The sequence below is a fragment of the Arthrobacter sp. ov118 genome (assembly GCF_900116495.1).
Taxonomy (GTDB): Bacteria; Actinomycetota; Actinomycetes; order Actinomycetales; family Micrococcaceae; genus Arthrobacter.
This window is the reverse complement of record NZ_FPAY01000005.1, coordinates 41,990-58,644: the sequence shown is the minus strand read 5'-3', so window position 1 is coordinate 58,644 and position 16,655 is coordinate 41,990. Positions and strand designations below refer to the sequence as shown.

Here is a 16,655-nt window from a genome sequence, read left to right as displayed (position 1 = left end):
CAAAAAAGCGCAGTGAAAGGTTGATCTCATGACTAAGGACATCCAAGTCGCGTTCGGTGTGGACGTGGACGCTGTTGCCGGAATGCTCGGCTCCTATGGGGGCGAGGACTCGCCCTGCGATATCTCCCGCGGCCTGTTTAGCGGTGAGGTCGGCGGCCCGCGCCTCATTCGTCTCTTCGAGAAGTACGGCCTGCCGGCCACTTGGTTCGTGCCAGGCCATTCGATTGAGACCTTTCCGGACCTGACGCGGATGATAGTCGACGCCGGGCACGAAATCGGCGTGCACGGCTACTCGCATGAAAACCCCATCGCCATGACCCGTGAGCAGGAGACCGCCATTCTGGACCGGTCGATCGAACTCATTGAAAAAGTGTCCGGTCGCCGTCCCACGGGCTATGTCGCACCGTGGTGGGAATTTTCCCCGGTCACCAACGAGATCCTCCTCGAACGCGGGATCAAATACGACCACTCCCTGATGCACCGCGATTTCGAGCCGTACTACGTCCGGGTCGGCGACAGCTGGAAGAAGATCGACTACACCAAAGCCGCCGAGACCTGGATGGAGCCGCTCGTCAGGGGCGAGGAAACCGACCTCGTCGAGATCCCGGCCAATTGGTACCTGGACGACCTTCCTCCCATGATGTTCATCAAGGCGGCCCCGAACTCCCACGGCTTCGTTAGCCCCCGGGACATCGAACAAATGTGGCGGGACCAGTTCGACTGGGTGTACCGGGAAATGGACCAGGCCGCCTTCACCATGACCATCCACCCGGACGTCTCGGGCCGCCCCCAGGTCCTGCTCATGCTCGAGCGCCTTATTGAACACATCAACTCCCACGACGGCGTCAGCTGGCTGACGTTCGACCAGATCGCGGACTCCTTCCTCGCCCGCAGCCCAAGAAAGGAAAACCAGTAATGACCATCCAGCAGCCGGCCGTCGACCTGACGCAACCCGGACCCAATGAGAAGCGCCGGTTCCCGGTATTCTCCAAGCACAACACGACCGTTGCCACCGTCCTGGCCCTGTGTGCCTGGACCGTCGCCGTGTTCGACTTCGGGCTTTTCGGCACCCTCTTGCCGGCCATGCAGCAGGAATTCGGCTGGACCGCGACCGAAGCCTACGCAATCAACACCTGGATCGCCGTCGGCACCGCCATCGTCTGCTTCGGAATCGGCCCCGTCATTGACCGGCTCGGCCGCCGCAAAGGCATGATGACCACTATCGGCGGAACCGCCATTGTCTCCGGCCTGACGGCCCTGATCCCGACCGGAATCCCGTTTCTCAGCAACGGCCTGCTGGTGCTGGTCCGCTCCTTCGGCGGGCTCGGATTCTCGGAGCAGGCCGTCAACGCGACCTACATGAACGAGGTCTACCAGGTCACCGAAGTCGCCGACAAGCGCAAGCGCCCCGGCTTCCACTACTCCTTCATCCAGGGTGGCTGGCCGCTGGGCTTCCTGCTCGCCAGCGCCCTCGCCCTAGTCTTCCTTCCGTCCCTCGGTTGGCGCGCCCTGTACCTGATGGCGACCGTTCCGGCAGCAATCATCGTGTGGCTCATCGCAAAGAAACTGAAGGAAACGCCGCAGTTCGAACTGCACCACAAGCTGACCCAACTCGAGAAGAGCGACAAGACCGAGGAAGCCCACGCCCTGGCCCATGCATTCGGCGTCGAGCACTCCTCCGCGGCCCCGCTCAAGCGCATCTGGGAGCCGCACCTGCGCCGGAACACGATCGTCTTCTCGCTGGCCTGGATCTTCAACTTCTTCGGCATCCTGATCTTCAGCATTCTCGGCAGCTCCGTCCTGAAGAACGCCAAGGGGGTGGAACTTTCTGACGCCTTCTGGATGCTGATCGTCATCAACGGGCTGGCGTACTTCGGCTATGTCTTCCACGGGTGGCTCGGCGATAAGATCGGCCGGAAGCGGACCATCATCGGCGGCTGGATTCTCTCCGGCATTTCGTTCACCATCATGCTCAGCCCCCTCGCCGAGAGCTCCTTCATGATCATCCTGACCTACGGTGCCGGACTGTTCTTCTTGGTCGGACCGTACGCCGCGATCCAGTACTTCATGGCCGAGTGCTACCCCGTCAGCTGCCGCGCCACCGGCACAGCCTTCATCGGCGCAATGAGCCAGCCCGGCACCATTCTCGGCGGTTTCCTGTTCACGGCAGCAGCCGCCAGCGCAGGAACCGGTGCCGCCGCCCTCTGGGTCGGCGCGGCCGGAACGCTGTTCTCCGGCCTCCTGATGATCGCCGCGAAGCCGCCGGTCGAGGCCCTGCTCGAGGATCATCCCCATGACGCCTGAGAACAGGGTGGCCGTGATCACAGGAGCGGCCAGCGGCATTGGACGGGCCCTCGCGGTCCACTACGCCCACCGCGGCGTACATTCGGTGATCGGGACCTTTCCTGGTGACCCGCACGATCCCGAAGAAACCCTGAGCCTGGTCAAGAACGCCGGCGGGCAGGGAGTCGTCCACGAAGTGGATGTCCGCAGTACTCCCTCCGTCGACTCTCTCGCCCAACGCGCGGTCGACGAGTACGGCCGTCTCGACTACGCGGTGGCAAATGCCGGAATCCTGCGCAACTCGCCGCTGGACCAGATGACCGATGAGCGCTGGCACGACATGCTCGACGTCGACCTCACCGGCGTGCTGAGGACCCTGCGCGCGGGGTCTGCGAAGATGACCGATGGCGGGGCAATGGTTGCCGTCTCCTCGATTGCTGGCGGGGTCTACGGTTGGGAGGAACACGCTCACTACGCCGCCGCCAAGGCCGGAGTCCTCGGGCTGATCCGCAGCGTTGCCGCAGAGCTGGGGCCGCGCGGCATCCGCGCCAACGCCGTGATCCCGGGACTCATAGAAACCCCCCAGTCCCTGGACCCGGTGAACTCCCTAGGGCCCGAGGGCCTGCAGCGCGCCGGGCTGGAGATCCCCTGGGGCCGCGTTGGACGGCCTCAGGAGGTTGCCAGCGTGATCGGCTTCCTGACCTCCGATGACGCCGTCTACGTTACGGGGCAGTCCCTCATCGTCGACGGCGGTCTCACCATCAAGATGCGTGCCTGAAAGGCCCGGAAGGACAAGCATGAACAATCCTGACGCCTCCCGATTCGCGGAGAGCCGCGCCGTCGTGGTCACGGGCGGAGCCAGCGGCATCGGCAAGGCCATCGCCGACGCCTTCACCGCCAGCGGTGACAGAGTCGCGGTCCTGGATAGGTCGGGGATGGCGGGAACCATCGCCGTCGACGTCTCGGATGAGGCGAGCGTCAGGGCGGCCTTCGCCGCCGCACGCTCCGAGCTGGGGACCATTGACGTTCTCGTGAACAGCGCTGGCCTGCTGACGGAATCGCCCCTGGAAGACATGACCCTGGCCATGTGGAACGAAACGATTGCCGTGGACCTGACAGGCGTGTTCCTGTGCTGCCGGGAGGTGGTGGGCGCGATGCGGCAGCAAAGGTGGGGTCGCATCATCAACATCGCATCCCAGCTGGCCATCAAGGGCGGGACCGGTCTCAGCCACTATAGCGCCGCCAAGGCCGGCGTTGTAGCACTGTCCAAGGCCCTGGCCCTCGAAACCGCTGCGGACAACGTACTGGTCAACAGCATCGCCCCGGGCCCCATTGAGACGCCCCTGGTTGACGGCATTTCCGAGGAATGGAAGGCTGCGAAGCGTGCCGGACTCCCGCTGCTGCGTTTTGGGCTGCCGGCAGAGGTCGCCCCGACCGCGCTGCTTCTCGCCAGCGATCCGGGCGGCAACCTGTATGTCGGCCAGACGCTGGGGCCAAATTCCGGCGATGTGATGCCCTAGGAGAACCGGTCAAATGTGCGGTGCCTGCGGACGAAGCGTGGTGAGCGACCCCGTGCTGGGAGCGGTTCGAACGATGCGGCAGCACCTCATCGTCGCCCAAACGATCAACAGTGTCTGCCGGTCATGGCCGGGAGCCCCCAAAGTGGGCGCCACCAGCGGCGGCTGGCTGGTCTCGGGACCAACGGGCGCCACCGAAGCCGTCTCGACCGTGGAAGCCCTGTGGTCCCTTGTTCTGCGGGGTAGGCCCGGAGCATGGCCGCAGGACCTGCAGCATGCCGAGGACGGCTCCGGTGTTTCGGCCGGCTCTAATGCCCCCGGTGAGGCAGATACCCTGGCGATCATCGCGGACATGGATGAAGTAAGCGCGGAGGAGCGGGACCTATCCTTGCGGGTCCTGCAACTCGGTCAGCGCATGACCCGAGAGCCCGGCGGGATCCGCTAGGGAAACGGCCCTGTGACACGAAAAAGGTCCGGCGCAGCGGGGATCCCCGCAGCGCCGGACCTTTTTCGGGTCGCCGCTCCGCAAGCGCAGCGAAAAACAGGACTCGAACGCCGTTCCGGGTTCAGGCCGGGGGCCGGGACGGATCTCCGGCGTGCCGGCGACGCGCCTGCGGGCGGGCCTTCTCGACGTCGGCAGCGCTTGCCGTCTGCCCCAGGGCCAGCAGCCCGGTCACCACCCCGTCGATATCGGCGTCGGGCCGGTTCTGGCTGAGTTTGTGTTTTGCCTCGATCCGGGTGATGAGAAGCTCGACGCCGACGATCGCGCGCAGCTGTCCGGCGATGTAGGGCTCCGGGGCGTCGTCGACGCTCCAAGGGTGCTCGGAGCCGGCTTCGTTGTGATCGCTCAGTCGCCGCACATGGCTGGCGAGCCAGGCCGGATCGTCGTGGATGACGAGGTTGCCGTACACGTGGGCGGTGGAATAGTTCCAGGTCGGAACGACGCGTCCGTGCTCTGCCTTCGATGCGTACCACGACGGTGAGATGTAAGCGTCGGCGCCTTGGACGATGACGAGCGATTCGCCGAGTGCGGGTTCTGACCATTGGGGGTTGTTGCGGGCGAGGTGGCCGTGCAGTGTGCCGTGTTCACCGGCCGTGGGGTCGAAGACAAAGGGCAGCAGTGTGGCCAGCATTCCGCTGGGGGTCGCGGTGATCAGGTTGGCCGCGGCCGGACGGGTCAGCAGGTCCTGGACGGAGTCGGCGGTGGCGGCGAAGTGTGCGGGGATGTACACGGAGATCTTCCCTTCGGGTCGGGGATCGGGTGCTGGATGCGGGGCGTGGTAGGCGAGGTCCGGGATGCGGGGTGCTACCAAGAGGTCGGGTGGAGGCGGGCGGTCAGCGGGACTGATGCTCCATCGTCTGGGCCTGCACCTGGGCGTGGGCTCGCGCCAGCGCCGGCGCCGCTGCAGCCGTCGTTGCCGTAGCTCCCGGCGGCCTTGTCCGGGAGCGGACGGCCAGACCCGCGCAGAGAACCACCGCGGCGCCGCCGACGATGGTGGTCCACGTCAGGTGCTCGCCTAGGATCAGCCCGGCCCAGCAGATGCTCAGTACAGGCTGGACCAGTTGGATCTGGCTGACCTGCGCCATAGGACCGATGGCCAGGCCGTGGTACCAGGCGAAGAAGCCGAGAAACATGCTCACGACCCCAAGGTACGCGAAGGCCGCCCATTGCACAGCAGTGCCGGATGGTGGTTGAGCGGCCGTGGAGTAGGCCGCCAGTGACAGCATGAGCGGAGAGGCGAGGACGAGCGCCCAGGAGACGGTCTGCCACGCGCCGAGCTCCCGGGCAAGCAGGCCGCCTTCGGCGTAGCCGATGGCCGCCGCCACGACCGCGCCGAAGAGCAGCAGGTCCGCCAGGTGCAGTTGTCCGATCCCGCCCGACTGCACCGCTGCAAACGCGATGGCCGCAACCGCGCCGACGCCGGTGATCGCCCAGAACGTGGCGGGCGGACGTTCGTGACCGCGAAACACCGCCATCGTTGCCGTTGCGGCCGGGAGCAGCGCGATGACGACGGCGCCATGGCTGGCGGGAACAGAGGTGAGGGCGAAGGAGGTCAGCAGCGGGAATCCGATCACCACGCCGCCGGCCACGACGGCGACGCGCACCCATTGGGCGCCGCGGGGCAGGCGTTGCCGGGTCCACGCGAGAGCGCATGCGGCGAGAACAGCCGCGAGGACCGCCCGGCCCGATCCGATGAACAAGGGGGAAAGCCCCGCGACGGCCAGTCGGGTGAACGGCACCGTGAAGGAGAATGCTGCGACGCCGAGTAGTCCCCACCACAGCCCGGTCGGCGGTCGAGGTGATAACGGTTGGCCAATAAGTGCAGTAGCGCTACTATGGTCTTTCATGTCCAACGATAGCACCTTGAGGATTACGGCACAGCTCCGGGAATGGATTGCTGGGGCCGCACCTGGCGCCCGGCTGCCCTCCACGAGGTCCTTGGTGGCCGAACACCAGGCCAGCCCCGTGACCGTGCAGAAGGTGCTCCGCGCCCTCACCGCGCAGGGCCTGATCGAAAGCCGCCCCGGCGTCGGAACTTTCGTGCGCGCCGTTCGGACCGCGCGGCCGGCGGACTACGGCTGGCAGACGGCGGCGCTGGGCTCACCGCAGGCGCCGCTCCGCCCCGTCTCCACGGCGATGCGCAGCGCGCCGAACGATGTCATCGCGTTCCACTCCGGCTATCCGGACCGCGAACTCCTGCCCGAGCGGCTGGTGCGGGCGGCCCTGGCCCGGGCCGCCCGCAGTGACGCCGCTTTGTCCCCGCCGCCCGCCGCGGGCCTGCCCGAGCTGCAGTCCTGGTTTGCCCACGAGCTGCGGGCCTCCACGCCGGTCGGTGTCACGCCGCCGGCAACGAGCGATGTGATCGTGCTCCCGGGCAGCCAGAGCGGGCTCAGTTCCGTGTTCCGCGCTCTGGTTGGCAGCGGGCAACCGCTGCTGGTGGAATCCCCGACGTACTGGGGGGCGATCCTGGCCGCGGCGCAGGCCGGCGTCCGGGTGGTTCCGGTGCCGAGCGGTCCCGAGGGCCCCGACCCCGAGGAGCTTGCCCGCGCCTTTGACGAGACAGGCGCACGGCTGTTCTATGCGCAGCCGAACTATGCGAATCCCACCGGCGCCCAGTGGTCGGCAAACGTAGGCGCGCAGGTGCTGGATGTTGTGCGCCGGCACGGAGCCTTCCTCGTGGAGGACGACTGGGCCCATGATTTCGGAATCACCACGGACGCCACGCCCCTCGCCGTCCATGACGATTCCGGCCATGTTGTTTACCTCCGCTCGCTGACCAAGAGCGTCTCCCCGGGCATCCGGGTCGCCGCGATGATTGCCCGCGGCCCTGCGCGCGACCGCATCCTTGCCGCCCGGGGAGCCGAGTCGATGTATGTCAGTGGGGTGCTCCAGGCGGCCGCCTTCGACGTCGTGACCCAGCCGGGGTGGCAAACCCACCTGCGGGGGCTGCGCCACCAGCTCCAGGCCCGTCGGGACCTGCTGGTCAGCAGCTTGCGGGAATACGCCCCGCTGGCGCATGTTGAACACGTGCCCAGGGGCGGTCTGAACCTGTGGGCCCGGCTGCCCGACGGGACCGACGTCGGCCAACTCGTCCGTGACTGCGAGGCAGAGGGGGTCATCGTCGCCGCCGGTGACGAGTGGTTCCCGGCCGAACCGGCGGGGCCGTACATCCGACTCAACTACGCCGGACCGAACCCGGGTGCCTTCCAGGAGGGAGCGCGGATCCTCGGCCGGGTGCTCGAACGCCGTTGAGGGCCCTGCGCGGTTGTGGCACCTGCGCGTTGACGGCCAAGAAGGAACGCTGGCGAAGTGGCCGGCGGCCCGGATCCGGCCCGGTTTCTTTACGCCAAGCTTCGCGCAGTGAAGCCGTGTTTCCCCGCAGGTCCGTTCGTTTCATCCGGTGTTGGGAACCGGCGGTTCCAGTGGTTGATTTAGGGAACTCGCTTCGAAAGGACCCGCCATGACTGAACCTTCAGACCTCAGCCCGCGCCGCCTGCGGACCATTTTGGGCCATTTTGCCACCGGCCTACCCGTGATCACCGCAGGAACCAGGCACGGTCCGGTCGGCTTTACGTGCCAGTCGTTCGCGTCGCTGTCGCTGGATCCGGCACTGGTGACCTTCAGCCCCGCACGTTCCTCCTGCACCTGGCCGTTGCTACGCGAGGCAGGACGCTTTACCGTCAACATCCTTCCGGTCGAACATCAGCACCTGGCAGGCCAGTTCGCCCGCTCCGGGACTGACAAATTCGCCGGTGTTGACTACTCGCTCTCGCCTTTGGGCAACCCCGTCCTGGACCAGGCCCTGGCCTGGGTGGACTGCGAACTTCACCAGGAGTACGACGGCGGCGACCACACGATCGTTGTTGCCGCGGTCCGGTCCCTGAGCGCCCGCGCCGATGCCGAGCCGCTGCTCTTCTTCAAGGGCGAGTACTTCGGCGTGCAGTCCCGGGACGGGGCACTGGAGGGCGTGGCATGACGACGGCCGGGCCTTCGCGCGCCGGGCACGGAGTGGCCATAATGAAAGCGTGAGTTCCCTGCGCACCCCCGGGCATAGACGGCGAACGGCCGTGGGTCTGCGCTGATGGGATCCGAGGAATCGCCGGGTGACTTTACGCAGGCCGGTGCCGGCATCTGGCCCGGCGGTCCGCTGGTTCTCGGGGTGCCGTGGGAATTCGAAGTGCGGTTGGTGAGGGCCGGCGCAGGGTTGGCCGTCATCATGGGGGTCCACCTGATCTGCGCGTTCGTCGATCCGGCGAGTTATCTCACCGAGTGGGAGCCGGACGGGTCCAGGGCCGCCATCTCTCTGGACCCCGTCGAAAATCTTGAAGCCGAATTCCCCGCCCGGCAGATGCTGGCCGCACTTGAGGGCGTGCTCGGACCGCCCGGCGGGGCATGGTCCTTCAGGGTGCTGAACGGGGACGTCGCCAAGGCCCTTGCCCGGCTGGCGGAAAGCACCGATGCGGCGGCGCTGATAGTCGGCGGCCAGCGGGCCGGGCGCGTTGCCCGGATGGGCCGGATGTTGGAGGGCTCGGTCAGCGTTTCCCTGACACATCTGCAGGCCAGACCAGTTCTGATCGTTCCGCACACGGGGCGATAATCAACCGGCCAAGCAAGAGGTGCCCGTCCGGTAGCGGGACGGGACCCGACGCCGGTCACGGCTGCACCGACCGTCATCCAGCTTTCATCCGTTCCGGGTGACGGCCCGGGAACACGCGCGTCATATCGTTGGGATAACGCCGGTGTCGGACGGCTTTGGGTCGGACGATCCGGACGGGGACCAAGCCCGCGGCCGCTTGCTCGTGCACAAAGACGTGCACAAGGAGTTGCCGCTGACGGCGGAACTGCACCGGCCCTTCCGGGCGAAGCGAAGTGAGTGATGGCAGACCTGAACCGACCCGCAGCGGTCACCTCCGAGGCGCGGGCTCTCTATATCGGCAGCGGGGCCTTTATCGTCCTGGGCGCCGCCGCGTTCTTGCTCGTCGGGCGGGAACCTGTTCCGCTGTCCGGACGAGGCTCGGCCGGCGAAATTGCAGCACTCGGAACGGCTGTTCTCGGTGCCGTGGCTGTCGTGGCCGGCAGCCTTCAACATCGACCGGCCGTGGCGCCGCAGGTTCGGCGCGACGGCCGGATTCGCAACGCGATCGACATCGCGGCCCTCGCGCTGGCCCATGCCTGCACCTTTCTCGTTGGTTGGCTGGCGCTCTTCGCGCTCTTCCAGCAGGCCTTCATCGGTGCTGTCCTCTACCCGGTTGCCGCTGCCATCCTTATCGGAACCACAGGAGCCATCAGTGCGTACATCGCGTACTTGACCGCGCTGAGCATGACCGCGTACCGGCTCGCAGCACTCCTGGCCGTCTTCCTCGTCACCGGCATACTGACAAGCATGCTAACGGCACAGGACCCCCTGTGGTGGCAGGAGCATCTCAGCGCCCTCGGCGCGAGCTCGGACATCTCCGGGGTGGCGTTCAACGTCACGCTGATCGTCGCTGGCGTGGTGATCACCACCCTGGCCGGATATTCGACGTCGACCCTTAGAGCGACCGCGGACACCAAGCCTGCTCTCCACCGCGTGTGGTGGCTTGAAGGCGACATCGTCCTTCTTGGCGTCTTCCTCGCCGGCGTGGGTTTGTTTCCCGTCGATAAGCGCTTCTGGATCCACACGCTGTTCGCCTCCGGCATGGCGATCGTGTTTGGCATGCTGGTTGCCCGGATCCGAAAACTCGTCCCCTCGATCTCCGCGACCTTCGGCTTGCTCGGCTGGGTTTTCCTGGCGGTCATCGCCGCCGCAGCCGTCCTGTGGTTCCCGGTCGGCTACTACAACCTGACGGCGGTGGAACTCATCGCCGCTTCGCTGATCTTCTCTTGGCTCATCGTGCTGATTCGCAACCTCGCCGCCGTCGATGCTGACCAGTATGACGCGGCCCTGTATGACACGGAGCAGCAGGACGCAGTCCTGTATGACGCTGAACAGGAGGGCGTCGAGCGGTACGACGCTGAACAGCAGGACGCCGACAGGTACGACGCTGAACAGCAGGAGGCGGACCGGTACGAGGCCGCGCAGCAGGACACGGCCCTGTACGACGCGTACCGGCAAGACGCTGACCTGTACGGCGGTGAACAAAATGGCCCAGCGCCGAAGGACACGTCCCTCTATGACGCCTACCGGCAACATGCTGACCAACAAGACGCGGATTTGCTGGCACGACCGCGACCGCAACCGGGCGACAGCACGGACCCGTCTGCTGCCACGGCAACGGACAAGAAGGCCGACAAGACAGCGAGCGAGCCCTGAGCGGTACCGGACCGGCGCGGTACCGGGCCGGCGCAGGAAGGTCCGGCGCCGGTCTACGAGTGGGTGGGCTCTTCGACCAGCGCGGTGGCGATGCTGTCCGCGTCGTCGAGCGCGGCGAGGTAGCGTTCGGCGTCGAGGGCCGCGGCGCACCCTGTCCCGGCGGCGGTGATGGCCTGACGGTAGCGGTGGTCCACTGCGTCCCCGCACGCGAAGACGCCGGTGAGATTGGTGCAGGTGGTGGGCGAGTCCACCTTGATGTACCCCTCGGCGTCCAGCTCCACCTGCCCTGTCAGCAGTTCGGTCCGGGGGACATGTCCGATCGCCACGAAGAGTCCGGTCGCTGGCTGCTTCCGTACTTCGCCGCTGCGAGTGTCCGTCAGAGTGACGCCGCTGACCTTGCCGTCGCCGTGGATTGCCGTGACGGCAGAGTGCCACGCGAACGTGATTTTCGGGTTGTCCTTAGCCCGCTGCGCCATGATGCGGGAGGCGCGCAGCTCACCCTTGCGCACCACCACGGTCACGGACTTTCCGAAGCGGGTCAGAAAGGTTGCCTCCTCCATCGCGGAGTCCCCGCCGCCGACCACAATGATGTCCTGGTCGCGGAAGAAAAAACCGTCGCAGGTGGCGCACCAGGAGACACCGTGGCCGCTGAACTTCTTCTCCTCGGGCAGGCCCAGTTCCTTGTACGCGGAGCCCGTGGCCAGGATGACCGCCCGGGCATCGTAGGTCTCGCCGCCGCCGGTGACCACGCGCTTGAGGTGACCGGCGAGACGGACCTCGGTGACGTCGTCGTACATCACGCGGGCACCGAACTTCTCGGCCTGCTGCTGCAGGCCGTCCATCAGTTCCGGACCTTGGACCCCACCCGGGAAGCCTGGGAAGTTCTCCACCTCCGTGGTATTCATGAGTGCGCCCCCGGCGGTGACCGCCCCGGCGATGACGAGCGGCTGGAGCCCGGCGCGGGCCGCGTAAATGGCCGCGGTGTAGCCAGCCGGACCCGATCCGATGATGATCAGCTGTTCCGTATTGGTTGCCGCAGTGTTCGTCGGTGCAGCGTTGGATGGCGTTGAATTAGGGGATTCTGCGCTCACGGTCTGGCTCCTTCGATGCCGGTTGCTGGGTCCCGCCGGGCCCATATACCAGTGCAACAAGGTCGGGGGCTTCGATCAAGACCCCCTCGAGGCCAGCCAGGGGCCGCCTGCGGTACGAACCCGGCAGGGCCGGGCAGAAACCTCACCCGCCGGGAATGATTCCCTCCGGACCCCGTACAGCTAGCGTGGCATCGACATCGCATTTCGGTGGGCTCTGCCAGGACGCATTCCTGCAGAACCACGCCTCCGTGTGCGTCTGCCCGGTCGAGCCATAGGAGGCGACATGTCGGGTCGTGAATCAGCTCCGGACGCGTTTAGCCGGGGGAAAGACTCGCGATGAGTACCCGCGACGACGCCGGTAACGAGCCAGTGCAGTTCAACCAGAAACTCGCGCTGCTGCTGGGGATGGCCATGTTCGTGCTGGTGGTCGATACGTCCATCATGAACGTCTCGATCTCCGCGGTGGTCAAAGACATCGACAGCACCGTCAGTGACCTCCAAGCGGCCATCGCCCTTGAAGCCCTTGTCTCGGCCGCCTTCATCCTGATCGGCGGCAAAGTCGGTGACCTGATCGGGCGCAAACGGGCCTATGTCCTGGGCCTCTGCGGGTATGCCGTAGGCGCCATCGCCATGACGCTGGCCCAGAGCATTGTGCCGATCCTCATTTTCTGGGCATTAATCGGTGGCCTTGGCGCATCGCTCCTGCTTCCCGCCATGCAGTCCCTGATCCACGGCAACTTCGACGGAGCGGCCAGAAAGCGGGTCTATGCCCTGGTCGGGGCATCTGCGGCGATCGCCGCCGCCGTCGGGCCCCTGCTCGGGGGCTTCATCACGACGTTCCTGTCGTGGCGCGTCGCTTTCCTGCTGGAAGCCGTGATCATCGCGGTTGTCCTGTCCGGAATCAAGCTCGTCAAAGACGTGCCCTATACGGGACCCCGGGAGTTCGACGTCGTTGGATCGGTCCTATCCGTCGTGGGCATGGGCGGCGTCGTCCTCGGAATCCTGGTCTGGCAGGAAGGCGGCGAGGCTGTAGGCGCCCTCATCATCATCGGCATGGCCGGCCTGGGCAGTCTGGTCTATTGGCTGAAGCGCCGAGAGCGACTCAACAAGGCCATGCTCCTGGATCCGGAGCTGCTCCGGGCGCCTGCCTTCCGGTTGGGCGCCACGCAGCAAATGCTCCAGCAGATTGCGCTCGGCGGCACCATGATCGTGTTGCCGATCTACCTGCAGATGGTGCTCGAATACAACGCGATGCAGGCAGGATTGTCCATTTCGCCGCTCTCGCTCAGCATGTTCGCCGTAGCCCTGCTGGCCGGCAGGCGGGCCGGAGCGCGACGACCGGCCAGCATCATCAGGTGGGGCTTCATCCTCCTGATGGCGGGCCTGATTGCCATCCTGCCGGTCGTGCCCCGCGCGGACTCTGGCTGGTGGCTCCTGATCCCGCTGGTCATTGCTGGTTGCGGTCTCGGGCTGCTGGTGTCGCAGTTGAACAACTACACCTTGTCCCCTATCTCAGACGAACGCGTCAGTGAGGCCGCCGGCGTGAACTCGGCCGCTGGCTCGTTTGGATTGTCGTTCGGGCTCGCCTTTGCCGGGGCCATCATGCTCGCATCGCTCTCCATCATCTTCACCAGCATGGCGACGTCGAGCACGGTGCTCCCGCCCGCCGAGCAGCAGCAGGTCGCGCAGGTGCTAGAAGAAGACGCGCAGATTCTCAGCAACACCGAGCTCGAGGAACTCCTAGTCACTCAGCCGCCGGACATCCAGGCCGAAATCATCCGCATCAACACGGAGGCCAGGCCCACCGCTTTGCAGATAGGTCTGCTCATTCCGGTACTCGCCAGTGCGGCCGGCTTCCTCATCTCATTCCGCATGATGCGGCTTCCCGATCCTAAGGCCGCCGGCACGGGTGAAGGCGCGTTCCTGGATTGAGCCTCGCCCGCGTTCCTGGATTGAGCCTCGCCACAGAGCGGACTTCCTATCAGCGCAGAAAGAGGCTGTAACCCGCGACGACTAGCCCAATGGCCAGCGTCCCGATGGCGGCGATCCTGCGCCCGTTGCGCTGCAGCCAGTTGTAGAGGGCGGTTAGGGGCCGTTGGGCCTTCTCCGGCGAGCGCAACCAGACGGCGATCGGAACGACGACGGCGGACTGGGCCACAGCGGCGTAGGCCAGGACCAGCAAGGTGCCTTGCAGCGGCGGGGGGTCCTGAATGCCGATCAGCGCGCCGGCCGTGACCGCCAGCAGGATCGCCTTGGGGCGCAGATTCAGGCCCAGTCCGAGGGCGAGGAATTCCCAAGACGGGGCGGAACGGAACCTCGACTCGATCTTCCTGAGCATGGTCCCTTCTGACCGGCTCTTATGCACAAAGAGGATGATGGAGTAGCCAATAAGGGCAACGCCGACCAGGAGGCCAATCGAGGCCAGCAATTCGTCCCTCAGCCGGGGCCTGACCGGCAGAAACTGCAGCCCCACTGCCGAAAGCCCTACCACCACGACCGATCCTGCCAGACTGCCGATCAGAAAGGGCAGGGCGCCGCGGCGGGGGTCCGGGGAGAGCAGAATCATGATTGTCGCGCTGGCAGGCACCGTGCTCATCGCCCCTGCAAGGGCGAAGAGAATCAGGCTGAGAATGGTGCTCAGCATGCGGCTGTCACCTGCCCCCGGCGCCACCTTGACGGCACGTCATGCCTTCGGCGCGCTGCCGGTGCCCGGGCGTCCCCGACGCGACCGGGCACGACGGGCGCGGATCGCGTCGTCTTCTTGCTGGAGGGTCAGTTGGAGGTCCGTCTGGTCACCTGTCAAAGGCCGCCACCATGACTTGGACGGGTCCGAATCCAGCAGGATGGTGCGAATAAAGAGCGTCAGGGGGACGGCCAGAATGGCCCCGGCCGGGCCCAGGAGCAAGGCCCAGAAGAGAACGGACACAAAGGTCAGAGTCTCGCTGAGCGAAACCGCGTTCCCCACATACTTGGGCTGGATGATGGACTGGACGACGCTGTTGATCCCGCCATAAATGACGATGATGGCCAGAACGGTAGGCCAACCACCGGTGAGGAATCCAAAGAAAAGCGGGGGGATGATAGCGATGAAGTAGCCGATGTTGGGGATGAAGCTGCAGATGAAGGAAAGCAACCCCCACAACAGGGCGCCGGGGACATTCAGGATGACCAGGACTAGCCAGTTGAACAGGCCTTGGGCGATCCCGAGGACCGTGGTGGCGACCATGTAGCGGCGAACGCCGGTTCCGAAGCCGTTGAGCGCGGAGACCAGTGCCGGCCGGTGGTTGTTCAGACTGGCCAGCATGGCCGGTACGCGAGAGCCTTCCACCGCCATGAGGATGAGCATCGTCAGTATGATAACGAGGCCGCCCGCCACGCTCGCAATGCTCCCCAGGAGCCCGCCAAGGAAGTCGATGATGCCGCCGGGAGTGACCCCGTCCAGAACGGCCTTGGCCTGCTCCGCTCCGAAACCGACAGATTCCAGCCACCCGGCGAAGGTGGCACCCAGTTGCGCGATCTGCGGAGCATATTGGGGCAGCAACGCGGAGAACTGCGCAAGTGAGGCAAGCAGGACCGCAACGAAGGCGGTCAGCAACCCGAAGACGGCCGCGATGGTGGTCCCGGTGGCTATGCCCCGGGGAATTCCTCGTGCTTGCATCCACCGTCGCACGGGATGGACGCAGAGCGTGAGTACAAATGCGAAAAAGACAGGGGTTACGATTCCCCGGGCCGCACCCACACCGAACGCAGCAATGGTTGCGCCGCTCAGGGCGAGAAGGATGGTCACGGAGCGGGGGAGGGCCGGACGTGGATCGGATTCCGATGGTTCCGGCCCCATTGAGCCCTCCTTGTTCAACCTAGCCCCATTTTAGGTTTGGCCAGGCGCGATGCGTAGTGAGTTCGCCGGCCGGGGAAGGCGCCGTCCAGCCTGGGTCACACCACTACTTTGCTCTTGATGTGTTCAAACTCTGCCGCGCTGATGGTTCCGGCGTCCAGGAGCGCCTTGGCTTTCGCGATTTCGGCGCTCGGGCTCGCAGCGGCGACTTGGCGGATATATTCATCAGTTGCTTGCTGGTTCTTGCGGGCCTGGGCCATTCCCCGTTTAGCCATGCCCTTGCCGCGCGCAACCATGTACACCAGCAGGGAGAGGAACGGAACGAAGGCCAGGAAAACGATCCAGACGGCCTTCCACCAGCCACTAAGTTCGTGGTCGCGGAAGAGGTCTGTGATCACCATGAACAACGCATACAGGAAGGCGAAGATCGCATAGACGCAGAATAACCACCAGAAGATACTCCAGAAGTCCTCAAAAAAGTCCATTTGGTAGTCCTAAATTCGATTTGGTTTTCCTGTTTCAACGGTGTGCACGGGTGTCCTGTCGGGTTCGCCTAGCACTTGACCTCATTCATGAGGTCGCTGAGGGCGCCCTGTACGTTCGCGGCTTCATCCCGCAGCGAGTTTGCGGCTTGGGACACGGTGGCGTCGTTGGGAACGGCGTTCACAGCGGCAACAAACTTTTCTTCCGCCGCTTTGACGGCGTCCACCCGGCCCTTGGCGGCGTCGGCGGCTGCCGTAACGAGATTGTCGTACGCGGTCCGGACCTGGTCCCGCGCGGACTGGATCTGCTCCACCGTGGAACTTGGCTTCAGTGTGTCCTTGAAGTTCGTCAAGGCTGCGGAGAACGCACTGGCTGCGGCGCAAGCTGGGGAAACGCTTTTCGTCTGGCCAGCGCTGGGACTGGTGGTTGGCGTGCTCGTGTTGGGGGGGCTGCAGCCGGTGAGCAGCGCGAGGGCTGCCGCGACAGTGATCAAACGCGCGGTGACTGATGGTGGTAACGACATCGGGGGCCCCTCTTTCAGAGCTTTTGCGATCTCCATGGGCTTTCGCCTGCCAGCGCTGGTACTGGCAGGTACCACCAGTCTTTGCTTCGGCACACCCGGGCGCGTCACCCGCTGGGGGTGATCCTGGTG

18 protein-coding genes are annotated in these 16,655 nt (G+C 65.6%); 11 read left to right on the top strand and 7 right to left on the bottom strand.

All coding sequences use genetic code 11. The annotated features are described in order from the left end of the window. The first annotated feature begins 28 nt into the window (after nucleotides 1-28). From BM372_RS11260 to BM372_RS11240, 5 genes are all read left to right on the top strand, one after another. Complete coding sequence (locus tag BM372_RS11260; protein ID WP_090955236.1) at nucleotides 29-916, top strand: polysaccharide deacetylase family protein; 888 nt, start codon at nucleotides 29-31, stop codon at nucleotides 914-916. Then, nucleotides 916-2,304, top strand: a complete 1,389-nt coding sequence (locus BM372_RS11255; protein WP_090955234.1) for an MFS transporter — start codon at nucleotides 916-918, stop codon at nucleotides 2,302-2,304. The genes BM372_RS11260 and BM372_RS11255 overlap by 1 nt, the downstream gene beginning before the upstream one ends. Further along, nucleotides 2,294-3,061, top strand: a complete 768-nt coding sequence (locus BM372_RS11250; protein ID WP_090955232.1) for an SDR family NAD(P)-dependent oxidoreductase — start codon at nucleotides 2,294-2,296, stop codon at nucleotides 3,059-3,061. Before BM372_RS11255 ends, BM372_RS11250 begins: the two co-directional genes overlap by 11 nt. A gap of 19 nt (nucleotides 3,062-3,080) precedes the next feature. After that, entirely contained in the window at nucleotides 3,081-3,803 is a 723-nt protein-coding gene (locus BM372_RS11245) for an SDR family NAD(P)-dependent oxidoreductase (protein WP_090955230.1), read from the top strand. A gap of 73 nt (nucleotides 3,804-3,876) precedes the next feature. Further along, a complete protein-coding gene (locus BM372_RS11240) occupies nucleotides 3,877-4,245 on the top strand; it encodes a hypothetical protein (RefSeq protein WP_090955228.1) in 369 nt (122 codons plus the stop codon). 121 nt (nucleotides 4,246-4,366) lie between these two features. Here the strand turns inward: BM372_RS11240 and BM372_RS11235 are convergent, their stop codons facing one another. Both BM372_RS11235 and BM372_RS11230 read right to left on the bottom strand, forming a co-directional pair. After that, complete coding sequence (locus BM372_RS11235) at nucleotides 4,367-5,032, bottom strand: FMN-binding negative transcriptional regulator (protein WP_090955226.1); 666 nt, start codon at nucleotides 5,030-5,032, stop codon at nucleotides 4,367-4,369. 103 nt (nucleotides 5,033-5,135) lie between these two features. Next, nucleotides 5,136-6,149, bottom strand: a complete 1,014-nt coding sequence (locus BM372_RS11230; RefSeq protein WP_090955224.1) for a DMT family transporter — start codon at nucleotides 6,147-6,149, stop codon at nucleotides 5,136-5,138. On the opposite strand from BM372_RS11230, the gene BM372_RS11225 reads away from it, so the two are divergent. The 4 genes from BM372_RS11225 (at nucleotide 6,148) to BM372_RS11210 (ending at nucleotide 10,594) form a co-directional block, all read left to right on the top strand. Continuing rightward, the gene (locus BM372_RS11225) at nucleotides 6,148-7,554 is read left to right on the top strand and encodes an aminotransferase-like domain-containing protein (protein WP_090955222.1); all 1,407 of its coding nucleotides are present in this window, start codon (nucleotides 6,148-6,150) and stop codon (nucleotides 7,552-7,554) included. The genes BM372_RS11230 and BM372_RS11225 overlap by 2 nt on opposite strands. Before the next feature lie 208 nt (nucleotides 7,555-7,762). Next, complete coding sequence (locus BM372_RS11220) at nucleotides 7,763-8,278, top strand: flavin reductase family protein (protein ID WP_090955219.1); 516 nt, start codon at nucleotides 7,763-7,765, stop codon at nucleotides 8,276-8,278. 105 nt (nucleotides 8,279-8,383) lie between these two features. Further along, a complete protein-coding gene (locus BM372_RS11215; protein ID WP_090955217.1) occupies nucleotides 8,384-8,899 on the top strand; it encodes a universal stress protein in 516 nt (171 codons plus the stop codon). Nucleotides 8,900-9,178: 279 nt separating this feature from the next. Then, complete coding sequence (locus tag BM372_RS11210; protein WP_090955215.1) at nucleotides 9,179-10,594, top strand: DUF998 domain-containing protein; 1,416 nt, start codon at nucleotides 9,179-9,181, stop codon at nucleotides 10,592-10,594. A 53-nt stretch (nucleotides 10,595-10,647) separates the two neighbouring features. On the opposite strand, the gene trxB is transcribed toward BM372_RS11210, so the two are convergent. Then, the gene (gene trxB, locus BM372_RS11205) at nucleotides 10,648-11,685 is read right to left on the bottom strand and encodes a thioredoxin-disulfide reductase (protein WP_256214206.1); all 1,038 of its coding nucleotides are present in this window, start codon (nucleotides 11,683-11,685) and stop codon (nucleotides 10,648-10,650) included. Between the two features lie 336 nt (nucleotides 11,686-12,021). Between trxB and BM372_RS11200 the strand changes: the two genes are divergently transcribed. Next, complete coding sequence (locus BM372_RS11200; protein WP_090955214.1) at nucleotides 12,022-13,617, top strand: MFS transporter; 1,596 nt, start codon at nucleotides 12,022-12,024, stop codon at nucleotides 13,615-13,617. 49 nt (nucleotides 13,618-13,666) lie between these two features. Here the strand turns inward: BM372_RS11200 and BM372_RS11195 are convergent, their stop codons facing one another. The 4 genes from BM372_RS11195 to BM372_RS21055 form a co-directional block, all read right to left on the bottom strand. Continuing rightward, nucleotides 13,667-14,329, bottom strand: coding sequence for a GAP family protein (locus BM372_RS11195; RefSeq protein ID WP_090955211.1), 663 nt, complete (start codon nucleotides 14,327-14,329; stop codon nucleotides 13,667-13,669). A gap of 39 nt (nucleotides 14,330-14,368) precedes the next feature. Beyond that, complete coding sequence (locus tag BM372_RS11190) at nucleotides 14,369-15,523, bottom strand: AI-2E family transporter (RefSeq protein WP_090955209.1); 1,155 nt, start codon at nucleotides 15,521-15,523, stop codon at nucleotides 14,369-14,371. A gap of 95 nt (nucleotides 15,524-15,618) precedes the next feature. Next, on the bottom strand, nucleotides 15,619-16,005 hold the full coding sequence (locus BM372_RS11185; RefSeq protein WP_090955207.1) for an SHOCT domain-containing protein: 387 nt from the start codon (nucleotides 16,003-16,005) through the stop codon (nucleotides 15,619-15,621). Nucleotides 16,006-16,073: 68 nt separating this feature from the next. Next, nucleotides 16,074-16,355, bottom strand: a complete 282-nt coding sequence (locus BM372_RS21055; protein ID WP_256214205.1) for a hypothetical protein — start codon at nucleotides 16,353-16,355, stop codon at nucleotides 16,074-16,076. Between BM372_RS21055 and BM372_RS21050 the strand changes: the two genes are divergently transcribed. After that, nucleotides 16,342-16,647 (top strand): hypothetical protein, encoded by a 306-nt coding sequence (locus tag BM372_RS21050; RefSeq protein ID WP_256214204.1) that lies wholly within the window; start codon nucleotides 16,342-16,344, stop codon nucleotides 16,645-16,647. The genes BM372_RS21055 and BM372_RS21050 overlap by 14 nt on opposite strands. Nucleotides 16,648-16,655 lie beyond the last annotated feature (8 nt).